Below are 24,737 nucleotides of genomic sequence, written 5' to 3'. Positions count from 1 at the left end.
ACTGTTGGATAAATTTTTGGAGGGCAGGACTATGGCAAAGGATGAAACTTACACTGCAAGTCAAATACAAATATTAGAAGGTTTGGAAGCTGTCAGAAAAAGGCCGGGGATGTATATAGGTTCTACTGGCAGCAGGGGATTACATCATCTGGTTTATGAAGTTGTTGACAACAGTATAGATGAAGCGCTGGCAGGCTACTGCAAAAATATAGTGGTAACTATTCACAAAGATAATTCAATTACAGTGGAAGACGATGGAAGAGGTATTCCAACAGATATACACCCAAAGGTTGGCAAGCCCGCAGTTGAAGTAGCCCTTACTATGCTTCACGCTGGAGGAAAATTTAATAACGATGCCTACAAGGTCTCTGGAGGGCTCCACGGCGTTGGTGTTTCTGTAGTTAATGCTTTGTCAGAGAGGTTAGAGGTAATAGTAAAGCAGAGGGGAAAGGTTTTTAGGCAGGTGTATGAAAGAGGAGTGCCAAAGACTCCTCTTGAAGTGATAGGGGAAACTGAAGAGACAGGGACTATTATTACTTTTAAACCTGATAAGGAAATTTTTGAAGAAATTGTATTTGATTATGATATTTTAGCCCAGAGATTGAGAGAATTGGCTTTTTTAAACAAGGGCATAAATATAAAGCTTATAGATGAGAGAGATGGAAAGGAAGAAGTCTTCAATTACGAAGGGGGCCTTATAGCTTTTGTAAAGTATTTGAACAGAAATAAAGAAGTCCTCCACGAAGAGCCGATATACATGGAAGCAAAGAACACCGATTATGAAGTAGAAGTGTGCATGCAGTATAATGATAGTTACAATGAGAACATATACAGCTTTGCCAATAATATTGACACAAAAGAAGGAGGAACACACTTAATAGGCTTTAAATCAGCTTTAACCAAAGTGATAAACGATTATGCTAAAAAGTATGGGATGATAAAGGACGGAGAAAAAAATCTGCAGGGAGAGGATGTAAGAGAGGGCCTTACTGCTATAGTCAGCGTGAAGCTTAAAAATCCGCAGTTTGAAGGGCAGACAAAGACGAGGCTCGGAAATCCTGAGATGAGGTCTATTGTCGAAGGAGTAGTTACAGAAAAACTCTCTGCTTACCTTGAGGAAAATCCTTCTGTTGCCAGAATAATTGTTGAAAAGGCTCTGCAGGCTGCAAGAGCAAGAGAAGCAGCAAGAAAGGCGAGAGAACTGACAAGAAGGAAATCAGCTCTTGAAAATACAGCCCTGCCAGGAAAACTGGCGGACTGCTCAGAGAAAGACCCTTCAAAATGCGAGCTTTTCATAGTAGAAGGAGACTCGGCAGGAGGTTCTGCTAAGGCAGGCAGAAACAGTAGATTCCAGGCAATACTCCCTTTAAGAGGTAAGATTTTAAATGTGGAAAAAGCTCGACTTGATAAAATTCTCTCTAACGAAGAAATTCGCTCTATAATAACTGCTCTTGGAACTGGAATTGGAGAGGATTTTGATATAAGCAAGTTAAGGTATCACAAAGTGATTATAATGACAGATGCCGATGTGGACGGAAGCCACATAAGAACGCTTCTTCTCACATTTTTCTTCAGATTTATGAAGCCACTTATTGAAAATGGACATATATACATTGCTCAACCGCCCTTGTATAAAATTACAAAGGGTAAGAAGGTCTACTACGCTTATTCGGACAGGGAATTGGATAAAATTTTGAGTGAGATTGGGAGAGAAAACATTGTAGTGCAAAGGTACAAAGGTTTAGGTGAAATGAATGCAGACCAGCTCTGGGAAACTACAATGGACCCAGAAAAAAGGACAATGCTTAAAGTCACCCTTGAGGACGCCATTGCTGCCGATGAAATTTTTACTATACTGATGGGAGACAAAGTAGAGCCCAGAAGAGAATTTATAGAAAAATATGCTAAGACAGTAAGGAATTTGGATATATGAAGAGGTGAAATGGATGAACGAAGAAATGGACAAGGTCATTCCTGTTGATATAGAAGATGAGATGAGAAATTCCTATATTGATTATGCGATGAGCGTGATTGTAGGAAGAGCCCTTCCTGACGTGAGGGATGGTTTAAAACCTGTTCATAGAAGAATTCTTTATGCCATGAATGAGATGGGTTTGACACCAGACAAGCCCTATAAAAAGAGCGTAGCAGTAGTTGGTGAAGTTTTGGGGAAATACCATCCTCACGGAGATGCTGCTGTATATGATACGCTTGTCAGGCTTGCACAGGACTTTTCCATGAGAGAGGTTTTGATAGACGGGCATGGAAATTTTGGCAGCATAGATGGAGACCCTCCTGCCGCAATGAGGTATACAGAAGCTAGGCTTTCCCGTATCGCTCTTGAAATGCTTACAGATATAAACAAGGAGACTGTAGATTTCGTTCCAAACTTTGATGAAACTTTGAAAGAGCCCGTGGTTTTGCCTTCTCGCTTTCCAAACTTACTGGTAAACGGATCTCAAGGAATTGCAGTAGGAATGGCTACAAATATACCTCCTCACAATTTAGTAGAAGTTATAGATGGCATTGTTGCCTATATAGACAACCCTTACATCACAGTGGATGAACTGATGAAGTACATTAAAGGACCAGATTTCCCAACAGGAGGTATAATCCTAGGTAGGGACGGAATAAAGGAGACGTATGAGACAGGTAGAGGCAAAATTATCGTCAGAGCAAAGGCGGAAATTGAAGAGCACAAAGGCAAAACGAGAATTGTAATCACAGAAATTCCTTACATGGTTTTAAAGGCTAAATTGATTGAAAAAATTGCTGAATTGGTGCACAACAAGCAAATAGAGGGAATTGCTGACTTAAGAGATGAATCTGACAGGAATGGAATGAAAATTGTAATAGAGCTAAAAAGGGATGTCAACCCAAAAGTTATACTTAACAAATTGTACATGCATACTCAGATGCAGCAGACCTTTGGAGCTATAATGTTAGCTCTGGTAGATGGAGAGCCAAAAATACTCAATCTCAAGCAGATTATTGAAAAGTACGTAGACCATCAGGCTGATGTAGTGACAAGAAGAACTAAATTTGACTTGAAAAAAGCGGAAGAAAGAGCGCATATTTTGGAAGGTTTAAAAATAGCTCTCGACTACATAGATGAAGTGATAAACATAATAAGAAGTTCTAAAACAGAAGCTATTGCTAAAGAAAATTTGATGAAGAGATTTGGACTAAGCGATAAACAAGCACAAGCAATAGTTGACATGAGATTAGGAAGGCTGACAGGGCTTGAGAGGCAAAAAGTAGAAGATGAGTTAAAAGAACTCATAGAGAAGATAAAAGAGTTGAAAGAGATTTTAGCAGATGAAAGGAAAGTGTTGGAGATAATAAAGAAAGAGCTTTTAGAAATAAAAAATAAATACGCATCTCCAAGAAAGACAGTTATTGTAGCAAAGGAAGAGGAATTAGATTTTGAAGATTTGGTTCAGCTGGAAGATGTAGTAGTTACTATGACCCACTACGGGTATATAAAGAGGATGCCTCTTGACACCTATAAGTCTCAAAAGAGAGGCGGTAAAGGAATTTTAGGAATATCTACCAGAGAAGATGATTTTGTGGAAGATATATTCATAACCACTACCCACGATAGGCTGTTGTTTTTCACGAATAAAGGGAAAGTATATAGTTTGAGGACTATAGATATTCCTGAAAGTGGGAGACAAGCCAAAGGAACTGCTATAGTAAACTTGATACAGATTTCTCAAGGTGAAAAGGTCACGGCAGTTATTCCTCTTAAGAAGTCAGACGACATAAAGTATGTCCTTATGTGTACCAAAAAGGGCATAATAAAGAAAACTTCCATTGAAGAATTTAAATCTATTAAGAGAAATGGAATAATTGCCATAACTCTGGATGAAAATGATGAGCTCATAAATGTAAAGTTGACAAATGGAGAAAGAGAGGTAATAATAGGTACTGCCAAAGGATATGCGATAAGGTTCAACGAAAAAGATGTAAGGCCAATGGGAAGGGTTGCAAGAGGAGTGATGGCTATATCGCTAAGAGAAGACGATGAAGTCGTGGAAATGGATTTGGTACATCCTGACGGAGAAGTTTTGACTGTTACAGAAAAGGGATTTGGCAAGAGAACTGATTTAGAAGAATATAGAATCCAAGGAAGAGCAGGTAAGGGAATAATTGCAATGAAACTTAGCAAAAAAACAGGAAAACTCGTCTCCATAAGGTGTGTCCAACCGGAAGATGAGTTTATGATAATCTCTGCTAACGGAATTTTGATAAGAATGAAAGTAAAAGATATATCAAAAATGCACAGAGACACTCAAGGAGTCACCCTTATGAAATTAGAAGACGGAGATAGAGTGGTCTCTACGGCAAGAATTGAAAGTGAGGAATAAAACTAAGCCCTCAAGTTTTGGGGGCTTAGTTTTTAAATGCTCTTTCATATTGTTTTGGCCAGTCTTCCTTTGAAGTGTATGTATGCAAAACCCAATAGGGATTTCTTAAAAGTTCTCTTCCCAGTGCAACCAAGTCAGCCCTTTCATTTGAAAGAATTTCTTCTGCAAGTTCTTGTGTCGTTATTAATCCTACTGCACAGGTTTTTATATTGCAGCGCTTTTTAATTGTTTCAGCATATTTAACTTGATATCCGGGATATGGGTTTATATCAACATTTAAAAGTCCCCCACTGCTTACATCAATTACATCAACTTTGTCTTTTATCATATTGATATATTCTACCATCATATCTATGTTTATTCCGCCTTCAATGTAATCGTCTGCAGATACGCGCACGAAAATAGGTTTGTTTTGAGGCCAATTTTTTCTAACTTCATCTATCACTTCAATTAAAAATCTTGCTCTATTTTCAATACTATTGCCGTATTCATCTTTTCGTTTATTTGAAAGAGGAGAAAGAAATTCATGAATTAAATAGCCGTGAGCTGCATGTATTTCCACCACATCATAACCTGCTAAGTTGGCCCTTTTGGCAGCTTCTCCAAAAGCTTTTACTATAGATTTTATTTCATCAATGGTTAATTCTCTTGGGAGTTTGTACTGGTCTCCTGCTTTAATAGGGGAAGGTCCTACAACATCTTCATAGGGTATATTACATTTTCTTCCTGCATGAGCAAGCTGTATTCCCATTACAGCGCCATTTGCTTTGCAGATGTCTACAATTTTTTTTAATTCTTCAGCTTGCTCATCATTCCATATGCCAAGGTCACGGTCAGTTATTCTTCCTCTGCTTTCAACAGCTGTAGCTTCTTGCATAATGAGTCCTACTCCACCAATAGCCCTTGTGGCATAATGAACTATATGCCAGTCATTTGGCATTCCCTCAGTAGAAGCTGTATACATACACATGGGAGACATCATGATTCTGTTTTTTATTGTAATATCCTTTATCTTTAAAGGTGTATGTAAAATACTCATAAACACCCTCCTTTCTGGAACTTTCTGATTTTAATCATAATACATATCTTTTTAAAAACCAAATTTAGCAAAAATATTTAAGCTACATGTGATTAAAGCAATTTTTAATGATAGTTAAAAAATAAGCAATTTTTTTGATACCTTTTTAAAATTTTTTAGTAAATGTAAACGATGGATTTTTGGAAATTTACAAACAATTTAGTTGACTAAAGTAAAAGAGGCTGATAAAATAACAAGTAACTCTCATGAAAATTTACAGTTTCAGAATGATAATGAAGAAAAGCGATGAAGGAGAGGGGTATGTGCTAAGGCTCAAGAGAGCCGGTGGTTGGTGCGAACCGGTGCCAAGGCACATATTAGATCGCTCTGGAGCTGTATAGCTGAACGGTCCTTTGAAAAGGACTCATTAGGCTATACCGGGGGTGCCCGTTACAGTTCAAGTTTGCAAAAACTTGGTGAGGCTATTTGCCGTGAGGCAATAGCGAAGACAGGTGGTACCGCGTGGATGAAAAGTCCCCGCCCTGTTACGCAGGGCGGGTAAAGTTTTTAAGGGGGGTGATGCTTTTTGCACATTATCTCAGTTCTAGTAAACAACCATCCGGGCGTTTTGTCAAGGGTGGTAGGACTTTTTTCAAGGAGAGGCTACAACATAGAAAGCCTTGCTGTAGGTACAACGGAGAGAGAAGACATATCCAGAATTACCCTCACAGTTTTAGGGGATGATTACACTGTTACTCAGATTATACGCCAGCTCAACAAACTTGTGGATGTAATAAAAGTGCAGAACATAGGAAAAAGGGATAACGTATCAAGAGAACTTCTGTTAGTTAAGGTAGGTTATGACTCAAATACGAGAAACGACATAATGCACATTGTGGAGACTTTCAGAGGGAGAGTTATAGATATTTCGCTGGATTCACTTATCATAGAGATGACAGGGGATCCAGAAAAAATTGAGGCGTTTTTGAATTTGATCAATAAGTTTGATGTGAAAGAGCTTGTAAGGACAGGACTTATATCTTTGGAAAGAGGTAATAAAACATTAAAGGAATATGAGGGGGAATTGTGATATGGCAAAGATGTACTATGACCAAGATGCTGATGCAGAAGTTCTTAAGGGAAAGAAGATTGCGGTTATAGGTTTTGGAAGTCAGGGACATGCGCATGCGTTAAATTTGAGAGATTCCGGTTTTGATGTAGTGGTAGGACTTTATGAGGGAAGCAAGTCAAAAGAAAGGGCAGAAAAAGAAGGGCTTACAGTGTTAACCGTTGAAGAAGCGGCAAAAGTGGCAGATGTGATAATGATGCTCATACCTGATGAAAAACAGGCAAAAGTGTATAAGGAAAGCATTGAGAAAAACCTCACAGAAGGGAAAGCTTTAGCTTTTGCTCATGGATTTAACATTCATTTCAAGCAGATAGTCCCTCCTGAGAATGTAGATGTGTTTATGGTAGCCCCAAAGGGGCCTGGGCATTTAGTGAGGAGGATGTACCAGGAGGGGAAAGGGGTGCCATGTCTTGTAGCGGTACATCAAAACTACACAGGTAAAGCCCTTGACATAGCTTTAGCTTATGCCAAAGGAATAGGAGGAACAAAAGCAGGTGCTATAGAGACTACCTTTAAAGAGGAAACTGAGACAGATTTGTTTGGAGAACAGGCTGTGCTTTGCGGAGGCTTGACTGAACTCATGAAAGCTGGATTTGAAACGCTTGTGGAGGCAGGGTATCAACCGGAGATCGCTTATTTTGAGTGCGTAAATGAGATGAAGCTCATAGTTGACCTCATATACGAAGGTGGGTTTAGCTACATGAGGTATTCAATTTCTGATACAGCAGAGTTTGGAGATTACATGACGGGTAAGAGGATAATAACTGAAGAGACGAGGAAGGAGATGAAGAAGATTCTGGAAGAGATTCAGACGGGCAAGTTTGCAAAAGAATGGCTTTTGGAAAATCAGGTGGGAAGACCGCAGTATAACGCGATTAAAGAAAGAGAAGCAAACCATCCAATTGAAAAAGTTGGAAAAAGTTTAAGGGAAATGATGCCATGGCTTAGTAAAAAATAAAAAGGGGGTAGGTTAAAAATGGGGGTTAAGAGAGTTATAGTTTTTGACACTACTTTAAGAGATGGTGAACAGACGCCAGGGGTAAATTTTAACAGCAGGGATAAGCTTGAAATTGCCTATCAGCTGGCAAAGCTTGGGGTAGACGTGATAGAAGCGGGATTTCCTGCAGCTTCCAATGGGGATTTTGAGGCAGTAAAGAATATTGCTGACTACGTAAAAGGCGTAACCATTGCTGCGATGGGAAGAGCTGTGAAAGAGGACATTGACAGGGCCAGCAGTGCTCTTAAAAATGCAGAAAAGTCCAGATTGCACGTCTTTATAGCTACTTCTGATATACACCTTCAGTACAAGTTGAAGATGACAAGAGATGAGGTTCTGAAAAAAGCAGTTGAAATGGTGAAATACGCTAGAGGGAAGTTTGATGAGATAGAGTTTTCAGCAGAGGATGCCTCAAGGACTGATTGGGACTTTTTAGTGAAAGTGTTTAGCGAAGTAATTGATGCAGGAGCCCATATTATAAATGTGCCTGATACGGTAGGTTATGCTATGCCGAGGGAGTATGGAGAGCTTATAAGGTATATAAGAAACAATGTTCCAAATATTGATGGAGTAATAATAAGTGCGCATTGCCACAATGATTTAGGGCTGGCTGTAGCCAATTCTCTTTCTGCTATAGAAAATGGAGCAACTCAAGTAGAGGTTACTGTGAACGGGATAGGAGAAAGAGCAGGAAATGCTGCTATGGAAGAAGTTATAATGGCTTTAAATACCAGAAAAGATTATTTTGGACTTGTACACGGCATAAATACAAAAGAGATATACAATACGAGCAAACTAGTTAGCGAACTCACAGGGATTAAGTTACAGCCAAATAAAGCTATAGTAGGAGCTAATGCTTTCAGGCACCAGTCCGGGATACACCAGCATGGAGTCATAAACAATAGATTAACTTATGAAATAATGAGACCAGAGGATATAGGAGTTGTTCCTGACACTTTCGCTTTAGGTAAACTTTCAGGAAGAAACGCTTTTGAACTTAAAGTAAGGCAACTGGGCTACAACCTTTCTCCCGGTGAGATAAGTGAAGCTTTTAGAAAGTTTAAAGATTTAGCCGATAGGAAAAAGACCATAGTGGAAGAGGATATTCGATTTGTTGTAGAGGAGACTATAGAAGAATTTAGGAGCTTTAGGGAGGGAGAAGCTTGGGCTTAACTCTTACACAAAAGATTTTATCGGCAAAGGCGGGCAGAGAGGTAAAACCTGGAGAATTGATAGAGATAGACGTGGATATGGTGCTGGGAAATGATATAACGGCACCTGTTGCGATAAAAGAGTTTGAAAAAATAGGGGTAGATAAGGTTTTTGACAACACAAAAATAGCTTTAGTGCCAGACCACTTTGTGCCGAGCAAGGATATAAAATCAGCGGAGCAGGTAAATGTAATGAGAAAATTTGCTAAAAAATATAATATAGTTAATTTCTTTGAAGTGGGAAGGATGGGCATTGAGCATGCCCTCCTTCCAGAACAGGGCCTTGTTCTTCCAGGTGATGTGGTGATAGGAGCCGATTCTCATACCTGCACTTACGGTGCTCTTACCTGCTTTGCTACAGGAGTGGGAAGCACCGATATGGCTGCGGCTATGGCCACAGGGAAAGCCTGGTTTAAGGTGCCTGAGGCAATAAAGTTTGTTTTAAAAGGAAATCTCGGCAAATGGGTGAGTGGAAAGGACGTGATACTCTATATCATTGGCAAGATTGGAGTTGACGGGGCTTTATATAAATCCATGGAATTTACAGGGAATATAAAAGCTTTGTCAATTGACGACAGGTTTACAATTGCAAATATGGCGATTGAAGCAGGAGCAAAGAATGGAATCTTTGATTTTGACGAGATTACAGAAGCTTATGTTAAAAAGAGGGCAAAGCGAGAGTATAAAGTTTTTGAAAGGGATGAGGATGCGGAGTACAGCGAAGTAATTGAAATAAATCTTGATGATATAAGGCCTCAAGTGGCGTTTCCCCATTTGCCTGAGAATACGAGAAGTATTGATGAAGTCGGAAAAGTTAAGATAGATCAAGTAGTTATAGGGTCCTGTACAAATGGAAGGCTTTCTGACATGGAGATAGCTTACAGGATTTTGAAGGGCAAAAAGGTTCATCCAGATGTAAGGCTTATAATTTTCCCGGCTACACAGGAGATATACTTGGAATGCGTGAAGAGAGGGTACATTGAAGAATTTATAAAGGCAGGAGCGGCAGTTTCAACTCCTACCTGTGGTCCATGCCTTGGAGGGCATATGGGAGTCCTGGCAAAGGGAGAAAGAGCTTTAGCTACTACAAATAGAAATTTTGTGGGAAGGATGGGACATCCTGAAAGCGAGGTTTATCTCGCAAGTCCAGCAGTTGCAGCGGCTTCAGCAATAGCTGGCTACATTGTAAGCCCTGAGGAGGTGGAATGATGCAGGGCAAAGCTATAAAGTACGGGGACAACATCGACACAGATGTGATAATACCGGCTAGATTTTTAAATACCTCCGATCCGAAAGAATTAGCAGAACACTGCATGGAGGATCTGGATAGGGAGTTTAAAAATAAGGTAAAAGAAGGGGATATATTAGTCGTAGGAGAAAATTTTGGCTGCGGTTCCTCAAGGGAGCACGCTCCTCTTGCCATTAAAGCTTCTGGAATTTCATGTATAATTGCCAAGTCTTTTGCCAGGATTTTTTACAGAAATGCCATAAATATAGGACTTCCTATACTGGAATCTAGAGAAGCTGTGGATGGCATTGAAGAAGGGGATATAGTTTCTGTGGATGTAGATAATGGAATAATTAGAAATGTCACAAAAGGGACAGAATTTAAAGCACAGCCATTTCCGGAATTTATAAAAGAGATAATAAAATATGGAGGACTTATAAATTACGTGAGAGAGAAGGTGCGTTAATGTACAGGATAGCAGTTTTGCCAGGAGATGGGATAGGTCCAGAAGTGATAGAAGAAGGTTTAAAGGTTTTAAAAGCTGTGGAAGAAAAGTACGGGCTCAGATTTGATATAAAGAAATATCCTTTTGGAGGAGAGGCTATTGACAAGTATGGGGAGCCTTATCCTGAGGAGACGCGAAATGGCTGCCTTTCAAGTGATGCAGTTCTTCTGGGGGCTGTAGGGGGACCTAAGTGGGACGGTTTAGAGGGAGATAAAAGACCTGAAGCAGGTCTTCTGGCCTTAAGGAAAAGTTTGGGGGTGTACGCGAATTTAAGGCCGGCGGTTTTATACCCTTCTTTAAAAGATGCTTCTCCTTTAAAGAATGAACTTTTGGAAAAAGGGCTGGATATACTTGTCGTAAGAGAGCTCACAGGCGGAATTTACTTTGGACCAAGAGGAAAAGAGGCTATAGGATATGGATTTAGGGCTTATGATACAGAAGTTTATGAGACGCAGGAGATAGAAAGAATTGCAGTTATCGCTTTTGAGGCGGCCTTAAGGAGGAGAAAAAAGATTACATCTGTCGACAAGGCAAACGTGTTGGAATCTTCAAGGCTTTGGAGAAAGACTGTAGAAGAAGTTGCTAAGAGGTATCCTGAGGTGGAGCTAAACCACATGTACGTAGATAACTGTGCGATGCAGCTTGTGAAAAACCCTTTCCAGTTTGATGTGATTCTCACCAATAATATGTTTGGAGATATTTTGAGCGATGAAGCAGCGCAAATCGTGGGCTCTATTGGAATACTCCCTTCTGCCAGCTTAAGAGGAGATAGGGTTGGACTTTATGAGCCAATACACGGGTCTGCTCCGGATATTGCCGGAAAGAAAATAGCTAATCCTCTTGCCACAATTTTATCTGTTGCGATGATGCTTCAGTATTCATTTGGCGAGGAGGAGGCTGCACAGGATATAAGAAAAGCGGTGGAAAGAGCTTTGGAGGAAGGCTTTAGAACAGCAGATTTGGGCAAAGGAATTGTGCTTTCTACAGAAGAGATGGGAGATAAAGTTGTTGAGTATATAAAGGGGTGATATTTTGAGAAGCGATGCTGTAAAAAAAGGGGTGGAGAGGGCACCTCATAGGTCCTTGCTTTATGCCTTAGGGCTTACTGATGAAGAGCTAAAAAGGCCTATAATAGGAGTGGCCAATTCAAAAAATGAAATAATCCCAGGGCACATTCACCTTGATAAAATAGCAGAAGCGGTGAAAGCAGGTATAAGGATGGCGGGAGGAACGCCTGTTGAATTTTCTACCATTGGAGTGTGTGATGGCATTGCCATGGGTCATGGAGGGATGAAGTATTCTTTAGGGAGCAGAGAAGTGATTGCTGACAGCATAGAGATAATGGCAATGGCTCATGGCTTTGATGGAATTGTACTCATACCCAATTGTGACAAGATAGTACCAGGCATGCTTATGGCGGCGGCAAGGCTTGATATTCCAGCGATTGTAGTAAGCGGCGGCCCCATGCTGGCAGGTATTTGTGATGGCACGACTTGTGACTTGAGCACAGTTTTTGAGGCGGTAGGAGCATTAAAGGCTGGCAAAATAACAGAAGAGGAATTTTACAGTATAGAAAGAAATGCCTGTCCTACTTGCGGGTCCTGTTCAGGAATGTTTACAGCAAATACAATGAACTGCCTTACAGAAGCTTTAGGTTTGGGACTTCCTGGAAATGGAACGATACCGGCGGTTTACTCTGAAAGGATAAGGCTTGCAAAGGAAGCCGGGATGAAAATAGTAGAGCTTGTTGAAAGAAACATAACTCCTTCACAGATACTCACAAAAGAAGCATTTGTGAATGCTTTTAGCCTGGACATGGCATTAGGAGGGTCTACTAATACGGTCCTTCACCTAAAAGCCATAGCTCATGAAGCAGGAGTAGATATACCTTTAGAAGAGATAAATGACATAAGCGATAGGGTTCCAAACCTTTGCAAGTTAAGTCCTGCAGGGAAATACCACATAGAAGACCTTCACTTTGCAGGGGGAGTTTCTGCTGTGCTAAAAGAGCTTTCAAAAGCAGGCCTTTTACACCTTGATGCTTTGACAGTGACAGGTCGGACTCTTGGAGAAAACATAAAAGATGCAAAAGTGCGAAATAGGGATGTGATAAGGACCATAGAAGATCCTTACAGCAAGACAGGAGGAATAGCAATATTATTTGGAAATATAGCTAGGGAAGGGGCTGTTGTGAAAGCTTCTGCTGTCTCACCAGAGATGTTAAGACATGAGGGACCGGCTAGAGTATTTGATTCAGAAGAAGAGGCTATTGAGGCGATATACGGTGGAAAGATACAAAAAGGAGACGTTGTGGTTATAAGGTACGAAGGGCCTAAAGGTGGTCCAGGCATGAGAGAAATGCTAAGCCCTACATCCGCCCTTGCAGGTATGGGTCTTGATAAGGACGTCGCCCTAATAACGGATGGAAGGTTTTCGGGAGCGACAAGGGGGGCTTCTATAGGGCATGTCTCTCCTGAGGCGATGGAGGGAGGAGAGATTGCCATAATTGAGGATGGAGACATTATTGAAATTGACATTCCAGCGAGGAAGATAAATGTCAAATTGAGTGATGAGGAAATAAAGAAAAGGATGGCAAATTGGAAGAGGCCAGAACCCAAGATAAAGAAGGGTTATATGGCGAGGTATACAAGAGAGGTGACTTCGGGGAGTAAAGGAGCGGTATTTAGGGAGGGAGGAGTATGAAGCTAAAAGGGGCTCAAGTTGTGATAGAAGTTTTAAAGGAGATGGGGGTTGATAATGTATTTGGAATCCCTGGAGGAGCAGTTATTCCGATTTACGATGCTTTGTATGACTCTGACATAAGGCATATTTTAGCAACACACGAACAAATGGCTGCTCATATGGCAGATGGATATGCTAGGGCTACCGGAAAAGTTGGGGTGTGCATTGCAACTTCAGGGCCAGGAGCTACTAATTTAGTTACAGGGATTGCCAATGCTTATATGGATTCTGTTCCGGTTGTCGCTATAACCGGCCAGGTTCCAACTTACCTGATAGGAAAGGACGCATTTCAGGAGGTAGACATTACAGGCATCACAATGCCTATTACAAAGCACAATTTTGTGGTAAAATCTCCTGAAAAGCTGGCAGATACTTTAAGGGAAGCATTTGCAATTGCAAAGAGCGGAAGGCCAGGGCCGGTTTTGGTGGACATTCCAAAGGATATACAAAATGCAGAAATAGAGTATGAAAGAAAGGGAGAGATAGAATACAAAAATGGAATAAAAGAAATTATTTCTGAAGAGAGCTTGTCAAAGGCGGTGGAGTTGATTTTAGAAAGCAAGAAACCTGTTATCTTTGCAGGCGGGGGAGTGATATGGGGAGAAGCCTGTGGGGAACTTTTGGAATTTGCTGAAAAGACGAATATCCCTGTTGCAACTTCACTGATGGGGTTAGGATGCTTCCCCGGAGACCATCCTCTATCTTTGGGACTTATAGGTATGCATGGAAGCAGATTTGCAAATTTAGCTGTATATCACTCAGACCTTGTGATAGCTGTAGGAACGAGATTTAGCGATAGAGTGGCAGGAAAGGCCGGAGGGCTTGCACCAAAGGCCAAATTTATACACATTGACATCGATGCAGCAGAAATAGGCAAAAATGTAGAAGTGGATGTGGGGATAGTTGGGAAGATAAAGAAGGTATTAAAGCTTCTTGCAGATAGAGTTCCATCTATGGAAAGAAGAGAATGGTTAGAGGAAGTAGAAGAATTAAGAGTGAAACATGGGCTTAGATATAAAAAAGACGACATGTTAAGGCCCCAATGGATAGTAGAAAAAATTCAAGAGCTCTCAAATGATGATCTCATTATAGCTACAGAAGTAGGGCAAAATCAAATGTGGGCAGCACAGTTTTACAAATTTAAAAAGCCTAGAACTTTTGTCACTTCAGGGGGATTAGGGGCAATGGGTTTTGGCCTTCCCGCATCAATAGGTGCGCAGGTGGGAAGGCCAGATAAAAGGGTTGTGAATATTGCAGGAGATGGAAGCTTGAGAATGAATATACACGCCTTAGAGACTGCTGCTTTCTACAATATCCCGGTTATTATAGTACTACTTAATAATCAGGCTTTAGGAATGGTAAGGCAGTGGCAGTATCTTTTTAACGAAAAGAGATTTTCTCAGACAGATTTAAATCCACACCTTAACTTTGCCAAAATTGCCAGTGATTTTGGAGTGGAAGGAATAAGAGTTACAACAAAAGAGGATTTTGAAAAAGCTTTTAAAAAAGCCTATAGCGAAAAAAAACCTTTTATGATAGAATGTATTATAGACAAAGATGAAATGGTGCTTCCATTTATTCCCGCAGGTGGGACTGTGGAAGATACTATTGCATAAAAAGAAAGGGTTTGTGACCCTTTCTTTTTATTTCCAAGGCGGGATAATTTCTGCTTTTTGAAGAGCTTTAAATACTACTACAAATACAGGCCCTATTACAAGTCCTATAGCGCCAAAAAGTTTTACACCTATAAACATAGATAAAAGCGTAACAAGAGGATGAAGTCCGATGCTCTGACCTACAATCTTAGGCTCTATCATCTGTCTTACAACTACCACCAAGCCGTACAGTATTAAAAGATATATCCCTACCATGTAGTTTTTCATTATGATGTTATAAAGCGCCCATGGTACCATGACAGCACCAGAACCTAGTACGGGCAATGCATCTACAATGGTTACAAGAAGACCCAATAGAAATGGATAGTCAAAACCTATTATTGCAAGGCCTATGGAGACTTCCAAAAAGGTTATAAGCATTATTGTTGCTACTGCTCGCAGATAACCGAAAAATGTCTTTAAAAGGTCTACCTGAATATTTTTTGCATGCTGTGCCCAATGAGATGGAATCTGCCTTTTTATAAAATCTAGTATAAGCTGTTTATCTTTGCTTATAAAAAAAGTAGCAACAAGTGTTATCAAAGTCATAAAGAAAAAGTTAGGCAATTTTGTTGCAAAATTCAAAAGCCATGTAGCAAGATTTTTTGCAAATAATGATACATAGTTTAAAATCGACTGCATGTTGCTTTCAATAAGGGATGTAATATTTGGGGGCAATGATATGTAATACATTCTTATTCTATCAACAAGATTTAAAATTATGTCATTAATAGTATTTGCATAATTTGTGCTTATTTCCGCAAGAGAACTTAGTTCATATATAAGTTGTGTTATTGATATTGCAATAAGTGATCCTATCACACCTATTAATATCAAAAGTAAAATAAAGGATGCTAGTCCTCTCGGCACCTTTAATTTTTTCTCTAAGAAATTTACACCAGGATCAATTATCACAGCGAGAAGCAAAGCCACTACAAACGGCATCAAGAAAGGAATAATTTTAAATATGATTAAGTAAAATATAATAAAGACAGCAACAATGAGTAGTGTTTTTTTTATTATATCACCGTATCTCAATAGAAAATTATTCACCGTTTTGACCTCCTTCCTTTTTATTATAATATGAGAATTGATAAAAGTCTATCATTAAGAGTAATTGTTGACTGTAATAAAAAAATCCGCCGAAACGGATTTTTAAAGGGCGGTTTTTATTTTTGCTATTTCTTTTGACTTTTGTGCAAGCTCACTTCTTGTTATAATTCCTTTTTCTACCAATAAATCTATAAGGGAAATTAACGCCAGCAAATTTTTATATTCTGTGTCTTTTATTTCAGCTAAAGTGATAAGATATTCAATTTCTCTCATTCTTATCTCCCCTTCATTTTGTGCTGATTTTATTATTGACAAATATTAGCAAAAATATACAAGGAAGATTAGAATTTATTTGAAGTTTATGCTATAATATCATTGTACTTTCAAGTGAGGAGAGTCAGTATGAGCAAAAATATAGGAAAAGAGATATTAAGCTGGATATTTACTATACTTCTCGCTTTCGCAATTGCCCTTTTCATTAGGACTTATGTGTTTGAGCTGGTGGATGTCCCTACGGGTTCAATGATGGACACAATACACATAAACGACAAATTCATTGTGAACAAATTTATATACAGATTTGAACCTGTCAAAAGAGGAGACATTGTAGTATTTCGTTTTCCTGACAATCCAAAAGTTAATTTTGTGAAAAGAGTGATAGGAATAGGAGGAGATGTCATAGAAATAAAAGATGGAAAACTCATAAGAAACGGAAAGGTTGTAAATGAGCCTTATGTAAAAGAACCCATGAAAGGAAATTTTGGCCCTTATGTGGTGCCTCCAGGCCACTATTTTATGTTGGGAGACAATCGGAACGAATCTATGGACAGCCGATTTTGGCAGCACAAATACGTATCAAAGGATCAAATTTTGGGCAAAGTAGTATTTAGGATATGGCCTCCAAATAGAATTGGCAGTATGGAGGGAAAATGAGGGTTGAAAATACTTTAATAAAGTAGTATAATAATTTAAAAAGTGAATAACTTTAGGCGATGAAGGGACGAGTAGTAAGTAAAGACTTTTAAGAGAGCTGGTGGGTGGTGCGAACCAGTAAGTTTTACTTACGAAATCCATCCTGGAGCTAGGGTGTAATGACCTTCGGGCGACCGTTAAATCATGTGGAGGGCCCAATTTTTGGGCCGAAAGAGGGTGGCAACACGGGGTTCCCGTCCCTTTGTGGGACGGGAATTATTTTTAGAAAGGAGGAGGGGTGTAGGTGCTTGACATAAAATTTATAAGGAGTAATCCAGATGTAGTCAGAAGGGCTATAGAATTAAAAGGAGAAAAAGCGGACTTGGACAGGCTGCTTTTACTGGATGAAAAAAGAAGAGAGATGCTTGTGGAACTGGAGGCTCTTAAAAATAAGAGGAATACAGAATCAGACAATATAGCTCGGCTAAAAAGAGAAGGGAAAGATGCGTCAGAACTTATCGCTAAAATGAAAGAACTTTCAGATAAGATAAAAGACATGGAACAGGAATTGAGGGAAATAGAAGAAGAAATGGAAAAGATACTCTGGACAATTCCCAATATTCCTCATGAGAGTGTGCCTATAGGAGAAAGCGATGAGGACAACGTAGAGGTTAGAAGATGGGGAGAGCCCAGAAAGTTTGACTTTGAACCTAAGCCCCATTGGGAAATAGGTGAGGCTTTGGGAATACTGGATTTTGAAGCGGCTTCTAGGGTTACAGGTTCTCGTTTTGTATTTTACAAAGGGTTAGGAGCAAGGCTTGAGAGAGCTTTGATAAACTTTATGTTGGACCTTCACATAGAAAAGCACGGCTATAAAGAAGTTTTTCCTCCATTCCTTGTACATAGGAGAAGCATGTTTGGGACAGGCCAGCTTCCAAAATTTGAAGAAGATGCCTTCAAAGTAGAAGGCACAGACTATTTCCTGATTCCGACTGCAGAAGTTCCTGTGACTAACCTTTACAGAGAGACTATAATAGACGGAGAACAGCTTCCTATATACCACTGCGCTTACAGTGCTTGTTTCAGGCAGGAAGCAGGGGCTGCTGGAAGAGATACCAGAGGGCTTATAAGGCAGCATCAGTTCGACAAGGTAGAGCTGGTTAAATTCACAGAACCGGACAAATCTTACGAGGAATTGGAAAAAATGACAAGAGATGCAGAAGAAGTTCTGCAGGCTCTTGGCCTTCCTTACAGAGTGGTTGCTATATGCACAGGGGATTTAGGATTTACTGCATCAAAGAAATACGACATAGAAGTTTGGATGCCAAGTTATGGAAGATACGTAGAGATATCTTCCTGCAGCAATTGTGAGGACTTCCAGGCCAGAAGAGCCAATATAAGGTATAGGCCAAAAGGTGGAGGAAAACTCCAATATGTTCACACTTTAAATGGTTCTGGAGTGGCAGTTGGGAGGACTTTTGCGGCTATTCTAGAAAATTATCAGCAGGAAGACGGATCTGTAGTTGTGCCTGAAGTATTGAGGCCATATATGAAAGTAGATGTTATAAGGAAGGAAGAATGATTTCCCAGTATTTTACTGGCAGATAATATTGACAATAAGGCTGGGTTGTGATATACTTTATATCGTCCCAGCTGGGAGAGGTGTCCGAGTGGCTTAAGGAGCTGGTCTTGAAAACCAGTGACCCCGCAAGGGGCCGTGGGTTCGAATCCCACCCTCTCCGCCAGAAGCTCTTTGCGGAGAAGTACCCAAGTGGTGAAGGGGCGGTCCTGCTAAGACTGTAGGTCGGGGAAAAACCCCGGCGCGTGGGTTCGAATCCCACCTTCTCCGCCATTTACTAAGAAAATAAAAGCTGTGAAGCATACTTACTTCACAGCTTTTTGTTTTTATTTTGATTTGTCTTTTCCAAGTATTACAGTTACATCTACGCTTGAATCAGGGGTAATATCTTTTTCTACACAAATTATGGAAAGAGCGTTTGCTACTTTTTTTGCCTTTTCCTCATCAGTTCTGGCATATACGTGAGATGTGGAAAAAGTGGTTCCCACGACATTTCCTATTCTTACTACATCAAAACCTTGTTTTCTCAAAGTTTCAGCGCATTTTGAAGCAAGACCGGGTATATTCGTTCCATTTAATACTTCCACTTTTATGGCCTTATTTTTCTCTATTTCAGAAGGGTCAAAAGAGAAAGTAGTTTTATCTCCCAAAAACTCTGCTACTACTTCGGGAATTTTTGTGTTATCTGCGAAGAAATAGCTTACTCCATCTTTATAATCCGGTTCGCCAGGCAGAGTAAAAGATTTTATAGAAGAAGGCTTGTCTTTTACGAATTGATAAGCATACTTGGCAATTTCTGTTGCTGTGAGGTCTGTTTTTATGTGTTTGCTTACAGCAATGGCTAGAGAAGGAAGCTTTGGCAGAGTAGAAGGCTGTGTTAATTTTTTAAACAAGGCTTCTAAAAATTGATGTTGAGCCTTTATTCTCCCTAAGTCTCCATCAATGTAACCATGTCTATACCTTACAAATTGGATTGCTTTTTCTCCATCCAGCACCTGACGACCTTTTTTTAAATTGATGTGAAGAGGGGGATTAGCGCTGTTGTCGTCATACTTCATGTCAAAAGGAATATCTACTTCTACGCCGCCTATTGTATCAATTACTTTTTTAAAGCCTTCATAGTCTATGATGATGTAGTGGTCTATATTTATGCCGAGTAAATTTTCTACTGCTTTCTTTGTTCCTTCAATTCCATCTTCGGTAAAAGCGGCGTTTATCTTTTTATCCCCTGGAGAGTTATAACCTGGACGAGGATAATAGGTGTCCCTTGGAATTGATAAAATGCTTATAGTTTTATTTTTAGGGTTGTAGTTGGCTATAAATAACGTGTCAGATAAATTGTTTTCATCACTTCCCACAACGAGGACGTTTTTTGAAGAAAGGTCTTCCTCTTTTTTTTCTGGATTGTTCAAAGAAGCTATAGGATTTTCTTCTTGTACGGCAGGTACATGTATATTTTTATAAAATATGTAAGCACCTATTCCTACAGAAAGTATTATTCCCAGAAAAATTACGGCCAGTATTTTTACTACTTTTTTCATCTTCTGACCTCCTCGAGATTTTCATCCCCCTTTGTGCCATATCCTATTATATAACACTTCAGTTTGACAATGTCAATTAATACAATGTTACAAATTCTTAAATTTTTATTAATTTCGCAAAGTATTCCCTTATCGGTAATTTATAAAAGTGTGCTATAATTATAAAAGAAACTGTCAAAAGGGGTGCTAGATTTGAAAAAGCCTAATATAACACTTTTGCTGGCGGCTTTTTTGATTTTATTGGTTATTTCTGTGGGAAAAGAAATAATAAACTTTATAGTCGACTTGCAATGGTTTTCTGACCTTAATTATCTCACTGTATATTTTAGGAAATTTTTAGCTCAGCTAGAGCTAGCTTTACCTGTTTTTTTAATCATTTTTGTTTTCTTGTATTTTTATTCTGTAAAAGTAGTCAATGACTATGTGAATTTTGCTCAGGATATTGTTGTGAAAAGAAGTGCAGGTAAATATAAAAAAATAGGTGTTTACACCTCTCTTTTTGTAAGCTTTCTTGTAAGTTTATATGCAGCTTTGAGCTGGTGGAATGACTGGCTTTTCTTTAAAAATGCTGTCAGTTTTAATTATTCTGACCCCATTTTCAAAAAAGACGTGGGCTTTTATGTATTTAGATTGCCATTTGTTTACGACATTTACCGTCTTTTGATGGTTGTTTTAATTCTAGTAATATCTGCTACTGTTGTAGCGTATGTTCTCATGTACCTTTCAGATAAAACCAGATTTTATGAAATATCTGAAAGAGATGGCAATTTGTTCAGGGCGATATACAATAAGGAAATTCTAGAGAAGGCTTTTAGAGAAATAGCTCCTCTTGCTGCGTTTTTTTTCTTGCTTCTAGCGGTTGGATATTATTTTGCTAGATTTCAGATTTTGTATTCTACAAAAGGGAGAGTGTTTGGAGCAACATACACAGATGTCCACGTAACTTTGACATTTTACTACATCCTCTCTGCCCTCTCTGTTGTTGTGGCTTTTTTAGTATTCGTATTTTTGATGAAGAAAAATTTAAAATACGCCATAATTTCTGTGCTCTTATTGCCTTTATTTTCTCTTGTGATGGCTTTAACAGAAACAGCTGTACAGAATTTAATAGTGTCTCCAAATGAGCTTGACAAGGAAAGCAGGTATATAAGTTATAACATAGAGTACACGAGAAAGGGCTTTGGACTGGATAAAGTGGAGGAGAAGGACTATCCGTCGAAAAAAGAACTTACGTGGGAAGTGCTCCAGAAAAATAGGGATACTATAGACAATATAATGATTAACGATTATCGCCCTGTAAAACAGGCTTATAACCAATTACAGGCTTTAAGGCTTTATTATAAGTTTAATGACATAGACATAGATAGATACACAATAAATGGGAAGTACAAACAGGTATTTATAGCAGCCAGAGAAATAGACCAAGAAAATCTATCACCACAGGCTAAGACATGGATAAACCTGCACCTTAAATACACCCATGGCTATGGAGTGGTTATGTCTCTGGTGAATGATGTTACCCCCACAGGGCAGCCAGAGATGATAGTAAAAGATATTCCACCTACTACTTCTACTGATATAAGAATAGACAGACCCCAGATTTATTTTGGGGAGCTCACTAATGATTACGTGATTGTGAACACTAAAACAGGAGAATTTGATTATCCTTCTGGAGATAAAAACATCCAGACAAATTACAAGGGGACAACAGGTATTCCGATGACTTTCCCTAATAGAATCCTTTTTGCTCTTTATGAAAAGGAAGCGAGGATTCTTTTATCTGCTGATATAACGAAAGATAGCAAAATTTTAATTCATCGCAACATCCTAGAGAGAGCGAACAAGATAGCTCCTTTCCTTTTGTATGACGATGACCCGTATATAGTGGTAAGTGATGGAAAGCTCTACTGGATAATAGACGCTTACACTTATTCTACAAACTTTCCTTATTCACAGCCTTATGGTAATGTAGGAATTAATTACATTAGAAATTCTGTGAAGGTTGTGGTGGATGCTTATAACGGAGAGGTGGATTTTTATATCGCAGATGAAAAAGATCCCCTCATCCAGGCATATAAAAAGATTTTTCCTGGGCTTTTTAAAGACATTGAAAAAATGCCGGCAGGAATTCGCCAGCACATAAGATATCCTCAATTTTTGTTCGATATACAGACAGAAGTTTATAAAACTTACCACATGACAGACCCACAGGTATTTTATAATAAAGAAGATGCGTGGGATATTGCGAAGGAGAAGTTTGATAATGAGGTACAATATCAGGAATCTCAGTACATGATAATGAGACTTCCTGGAGAGCAAAAGGAAGAATTTATACTGATGATACCTTATACTCCTTCAACTAAAGCCAACATGGTGGCATGGATGGCTGCAAGGATGGACAAAGACAATTATGGTAAACTGGTAGTATATAAATTTCCTAAGAACACTATTGTATATGGGCCTTTACAAATAGAGAACATGATAGATCAGGATCCAAATATTTCAAAAGAGTTAAGTCTGTGGAATCAGCAAGGGTCTACTGTAAGCAGGGGAAATTTGCTGGTAATTCCAATAGATGATTCTATACTTTACGTTGAACCACTTTATATACAATCGCAAAATCAAAATGCTCTCCCTGAGGTAAAGAGGGTCATTGTAGCTTACAAGGACCAGATAGCCATGGAGCCCACTTTAGAAGAATCGCTTAAGAAGGTGTTTTTAGGAAATGCTACAGCTCCTGAAATTATTGAGAAAACTCAAGAAGAGACGAAAGGATCGGCAGAGGGGCAAAGGGAGTTGATAATAAAAGCTCATGATACTTATGAAAAAGCTGTGGAAGCTGTGAAAAAAGGAGATTGGGCTTCTTTTGGAAAGTACATGGAGGAACTCAAAGAGATTTTGAAGCTTCTCAAAGAAGGGGTAAAAGATTAAAAAGATTGAAAACTGAAGCGAAATATGCTATTATATTGATAGCAAAAATGATTGCGCCCGTAGCTCAATTGGATAGAGCGCCTGACTACGGATCAGAAGGCTGGGGGTTCGAGTCCCTCCGGGCGCACCATTTTGATAATCTTACAACCTCAATTTGCAAACATTTTGCAAACATCAAAAATTAACTCTCACCTTGTAGGTGAGAGTTGTTTTTTTAAGATAAATTTGATTCTAATTTTCTCAGTGCTTCTCTATCCATTTCTAAATCTACATGAGAGTAAAAATCTGCAGTAGTGCTTATCTGCCCGTGCCTTAATCTTTTAGAGATGGTTTTTAAGTCAACTCCAGAGCGCAGCATGAGAGTTGCATGTGTGTGCCTCAGGTCATGAAATCTTATAACCGGTATATCAGACTGTTTCTTAAGAATTTTCCTGAATTTTTTTGTAACATAATCAGGTTCTTTAAATCTTCCATCTTCCCAGACACTTATAAAACCTTCGTACTCAGTTACATATTTTTCGCCAAAAATCAGTTTATTCTGCAGCTGCTTGTTTTTTTCTTGTTTTAAGATTTGAACTAAAAAGTCTGGAATAGATATAATTCCTTTACTTGTTTCTGTTTTTGGTTCTTTAAAGATGAACCGCCCGTCTATTCTCTGTGCTGTCCGCCGCACAGTTATTGTTTGATTTTTAAAGTCTATATCTTCCCACCTTAAACCGCATATTTCACCCAGCCTTAGACCTGTGTACAAAGCAATCATAACATGGATGTATATTGGAGTATCTTTAAAAATTTTCTTTGCTTTTTTTACATGTTCAAAATTCCACGTTACAAATTCCTTTTTGTCTTTTTTAGGTGCTTCTACCAATTCACACGGATTTTTGGCTATATACTGCCATTTAACTGCAAATTTCAAAACCTGATTAAGAAGCCTGTGTACATAGTTAATTGTTGTGTTAGAAAGCTGCTTTTCTTTTAATGAGTTATAAAATTTCTGAATTTCCACGGGTTTTAGCTTCTGGAGTTCTATATGACCTAAATTAGGTATTATGTAATTATCAATAAGGGATTTGTTTGAGACAAGAGTTTTTGGAGCCCACTTAGGTTCGCCGTATATTTTGAGCCATTCATTGATGAACTGCTGTAGGGTTATCTTTGAAGGCTCTATAAATTCGTTTTTTTCAATTTTAGCTATAATTTCTGCTAGCGCTTTTTCAGCCTCTTTTTTTGTTTTAAACCCGCTTATCCACTTCTGCTTTCTTTTCCCATTTTCATCTCTTCCTACATCTACAACAATTGAATATGTAGATCCCCTTTTTCTTATGTGCCCCCTCATACTAATGCCTCCCTATAGATTTATTGTAAATTTACTATAAAATTGTTTTTTAAGCATTAAAGTTTAATTAATAGGTTCGTTGTAAAGCCTGTGCCCCAAAGATGAAATATCAATTTCATTGATTTGACTATTAGCTATATATTCGAAGTATTCGGAAAGAGCTTTTACTATATTTTCATCGCTTATAGTTATACATGATTCGTAATTTTTAAAAAATCCGGAAGACGTAAAATTTAAAGATCCCAAGAAGGCATATGAATCATCGATTATGTAAAGTTTGTAGTGTAAGAAAATACCATCATCATTTATAAATTTAACAAAGAAAGGGGTATAATACGTGTAGGTATATATTCTGGTAGAAATAATTTTTTTTCTTAGAAATAAAATTATGATTGCGAGTAAAAAATAAATTAATGGAGCATTCCTGTAATGAATAAAAATAAGGGAGAATGGACTTTGAAAAAATAAGTACCTCCTGATAAAATACAGAGTGTAAGTTTAAGAACTTACCTCGAATTATCAAAATAAAC

The 24,737-nt window shown here is 38.7% G+C and carries 19 protein-coding genes, 3 tRNA genes and 2 other annotated features; of the genes, 16 read left to right on the top strand and 6 right to left on the bottom strand.

The genetic code is table 11. From position 1 onward, the window contains the following. Positions 1 to 31: 31 nt before the first annotated feature. On the top strand, positions 32 to 1,933 hold the full coding sequence (gene gyrB / locus EV203_RS06880) for a DNA topoisomerase (ATP-hydrolyzing) subunit B (protein WP_043884037.1): 1,902 nt from the start codon (positions 32 to 34) through the stop codon (positions 1,931 to 1,933). 13 nt (positions 1,934 to 1,946) lie between these two features. After that, on the top strand, positions 1,947 to 4,370 hold the full coding sequence (gyrA, locus tag EV203_RS06875; RefSeq protein WP_132039761.1) for a DNA gyrase subunit A: 2,424 nt from the start codon (positions 1,947 to 1,949) through the stop codon (positions 4,368 to 4,370). 25 nt (positions 4,371 to 4,395) lie between these two features. Here gyrA and namA read toward each other — a convergent pair whose 3' ends face one another. Continuing rightward, positions 4,396 to 5,409, bottom strand: coding sequence for an NADPH dehydrogenase NamA (namA, locus tag EV203_RS06870; RefSeq protein ID WP_009610488.1), 1,014 nt, complete (start codon positions 5,407 to 5,409; stop codon positions 4,396 to 4,398). Positions 5,410 to 5,685: 276 nt separating this feature from the next. Beyond that, positions 5,686 to 5,936: a binding site (T-box leader), on the top strand. Positions 5,937 to 5,974: 38 nt separating this feature from the next. Here namA and ilvN point away from each other — a divergent pair. From ilvN to ilvB, 8 genes are read left to right on the top strand one after another with little or no spacing between them, the layout of a single operon-like run. Further along, positions 5,975 to 6,478, top strand: a complete 504-nt coding sequence (gene ilvN / locus EV203_RS06865; protein WP_011024549.1) for an acetolactate synthase small subunit — start codon at positions 5,975 to 5,977, stop codon at positions 6,476 to 6,478. A 1-nt stretch (position 6,479) separates the two neighbouring features. Further along, a complete protein-coding gene (gene ilvC / locus EV203_RS06860; protein ID WP_009610487.1) occupies positions 6,480 to 7,475 on the top strand; it encodes a ketol-acid reductoisomerase in 996 nt (331 codons plus the stop codon). 18 nt (positions 7,476 to 7,493) lie between these two features. Beyond that, positions 7,494 to 8,687, top strand: coding sequence for a 2-isopropylmalate synthase (locus EV203_RS06855; RefSeq protein WP_132039759.1), 1,194 nt, complete (start codon positions 7,494 to 7,496; stop codon positions 8,685 to 8,687). After that, the gene (gene leuC, locus EV203_RS06850) at positions 8,678 to 9,934 is read left to right on the top strand and encodes a 3-isopropylmalate dehydratase large subunit (protein WP_011024551.1); all 1,257 of its coding nucleotides are present in this window, start codon (positions 8,678 to 8,680) and stop codon (positions 9,932 to 9,934) included. The genes EV203_RS06855 and leuC overlap by 10 nt, the downstream gene beginning before the upstream one ends. Then, complete coding sequence (gene leuD, locus EV203_RS06845; protein ID WP_011024552.1) at positions 9,934 to 10,419, top strand: 3-isopropylmalate dehydratase small subunit; 486 nt, start codon at positions 9,934 to 9,936, stop codon at positions 10,417 to 10,419. Before leuC ends, leuD begins: the two co-directional genes overlap by 1 nt. Beyond that, positions 10,419 to 11,486: a 3-isopropylmalate dehydrogenase gene (leuB, locus tag EV203_RS06840; RefSeq protein WP_009610489.1), complete on the top strand. Its 1,068-nt coding sequence runs from the start codon at positions 10,419 to 10,421 to the stop codon at positions 11,484 to 11,486. Before leuD ends, leuB begins: the two co-directional genes overlap by 1 nt. A gap of 4 nt (positions 11,487 to 11,490) precedes the next feature. Then, positions 11,491 to 13,161: a dihydroxy-acid dehydratase gene (ilvD, locus tag EV203_RS06835; protein ID WP_011024553.1), complete on the top strand. Its 1,671-nt coding sequence runs from the start codon at positions 11,491 to 11,493 to the stop codon at positions 13,159 to 13,161. Beyond that, entirely contained in the window at positions 13,158 to 14,816 is a 1,659-nt protein-coding gene (ilvB, locus tag EV203_RS06830; protein ID WP_011024554.1) for a biosynthetic-type acetolactate synthase large subunit, read from the top strand. Before ilvD ends, ilvB begins: the two co-directional genes overlap by 4 nt. A gap of 27 nt (positions 14,817 to 14,843) precedes the next feature. Here ilvB and ytvI read toward each other — a convergent pair whose 3' ends face one another. Together ytvI and EV203_RS13390 are read right to left on the bottom strand one after the other, a co-directional pair. Continuing rightward, a complete protein-coding gene (gene ytvI, locus EV203_RS06825) occupies positions 14,844 to 15,908 on the bottom strand; it encodes a sporulation integral membrane protein YtvI (RefSeq protein ID WP_011024555.1) in 1,065 nt (354 codons plus the stop codon). A gap of 102 nt (positions 15,909 to 16,010) precedes the next feature. Next, the gene (locus tag EV203_RS13390) at positions 16,011 to 16,181 is read right to left on the bottom strand and encodes a hypothetical protein (RefSeq protein ID WP_022588566.1); all 171 of its coding nucleotides are present in this window, start codon (positions 16,179 to 16,181) and stop codon (positions 16,011 to 16,013) included. 129 nt (positions 16,182 to 16,310) lie between these two features. Here EV203_RS13390 and lepB point away from each other — a divergent pair, with 129 nt between their 5' ends. The 4 genes from lepB (at position 16,311) to EV203_RS06805 (ending at position 18,672) form a co-directional block, all read left to right on the top strand. Further along, on the top strand, positions 16,311 to 16,841 hold the full coding sequence (gene lepB / locus EV203_RS06820; protein WP_011024556.1) for a signal peptidase I: 531 nt from the start codon (positions 16,311 to 16,313) through the stop codon (positions 16,839 to 16,841). A 50-nt stretch (positions 16,842 to 16,891) separates the two neighbouring features. Continuing rightward, positions 16,892 to 17,085, top strand: a binding site (T-box leader). Positions 17,086 to 17,124: 39 nt separating this feature from the next. Beyond that, entirely contained in the window at positions 17,125 to 18,402 is a 1,278-nt protein-coding gene (gene serS / locus EV203_RS06815) for a serine--tRNA ligase (RefSeq protein ID WP_009609894.1), read from the top strand. A gap of 74 nt (positions 18,403 to 18,476) precedes the next feature. Next, positions 18,477 to 18,565, top strand: a tRNA-Ser gene (locus tag EV203_RS06810). A gap of 12 nt (positions 18,566 to 18,577) precedes the next feature. After that, positions 18,578 to 18,672 (top strand) — tRNA-Ser (locus EV203_RS06805). A gap of 53 nt (positions 18,673 to 18,725) precedes the next feature. Here EV203_RS06805 and EV203_RS06800 read toward each other — a convergent pair. Beyond that, positions 18,726 to 19,940 carry an LCP family protein gene (locus EV203_RS06800; RefSeq protein WP_009609883.1) on the bottom strand — a complete coding sequence of 405 codons (1,215 nt, stop codon included), beginning with the start codon at positions 19,938 to 19,940 and terminating at the stop codon, positions 18,726 to 18,728. Between the two features lie 192 nt (positions 19,941 to 20,132). Here EV203_RS06800 and EV203_RS06795 point away from each other — a divergent pair, with 192 nt between their 5' ends. Both EV203_RS06795 and EV203_RS06790 read left to right on the top strand, forming a co-directional pair. Next, positions 20,133 to 22,871: a UPF0182 family membrane protein gene (locus EV203_RS06795; RefSeq protein WP_009609912.1), complete on the top strand. Its 2,739-nt coding sequence runs from the start codon at positions 20,133 to 20,135 to the stop codon at positions 22,869 to 22,871. Positions 22,872 to 22,924: 53 nt separating this feature from the next. Continuing rightward, positions 22,925 to 23,001, top strand: a tRNA-Arg gene (locus tag EV203_RS06790). 84 nt (positions 23,002 to 23,085) lie between these two features. On the opposite strand, the gene EV203_RS06785 is transcribed toward EV203_RS06790, so the two are convergent. After that, positions 23,086 to 24,207: a site-specific integrase gene (locus EV203_RS06785; protein WP_132039757.1), complete on the bottom strand. Its 1,122-nt coding sequence runs from the start codon at positions 24,205 to 24,207 to the stop codon at positions 23,086 to 23,088. A 63-nt stretch (positions 24,208 to 24,270) separates the two neighbouring features. Further along, positions 24,271 to 24,516, bottom strand: a complete 246-nt coding sequence (locus EV203_RS13780) for a phospholipase D family protein (protein WP_279432256.1) — start codon at positions 24,514 to 24,516, stop codon at positions 24,271 to 24,273. Positions 24,517 to 24,737: the final 221 nt, after the last annotated feature.

This window comes from Caldanaerobacter subterraneus (assembly GCF_004345675.1).
In the GTDB taxonomy this organism is placed as follows: domain Bacteria; phylum Bacillota; class Thermoanaerobacteria; order Thermoanaerobacterales; family Thermoanaerobacteraceae; genus Thermoanaerobacter; species Thermoanaerobacter subterraneus.
This window is presented reverse-complemented; position numbering and strand designations above follow the sequence as displayed.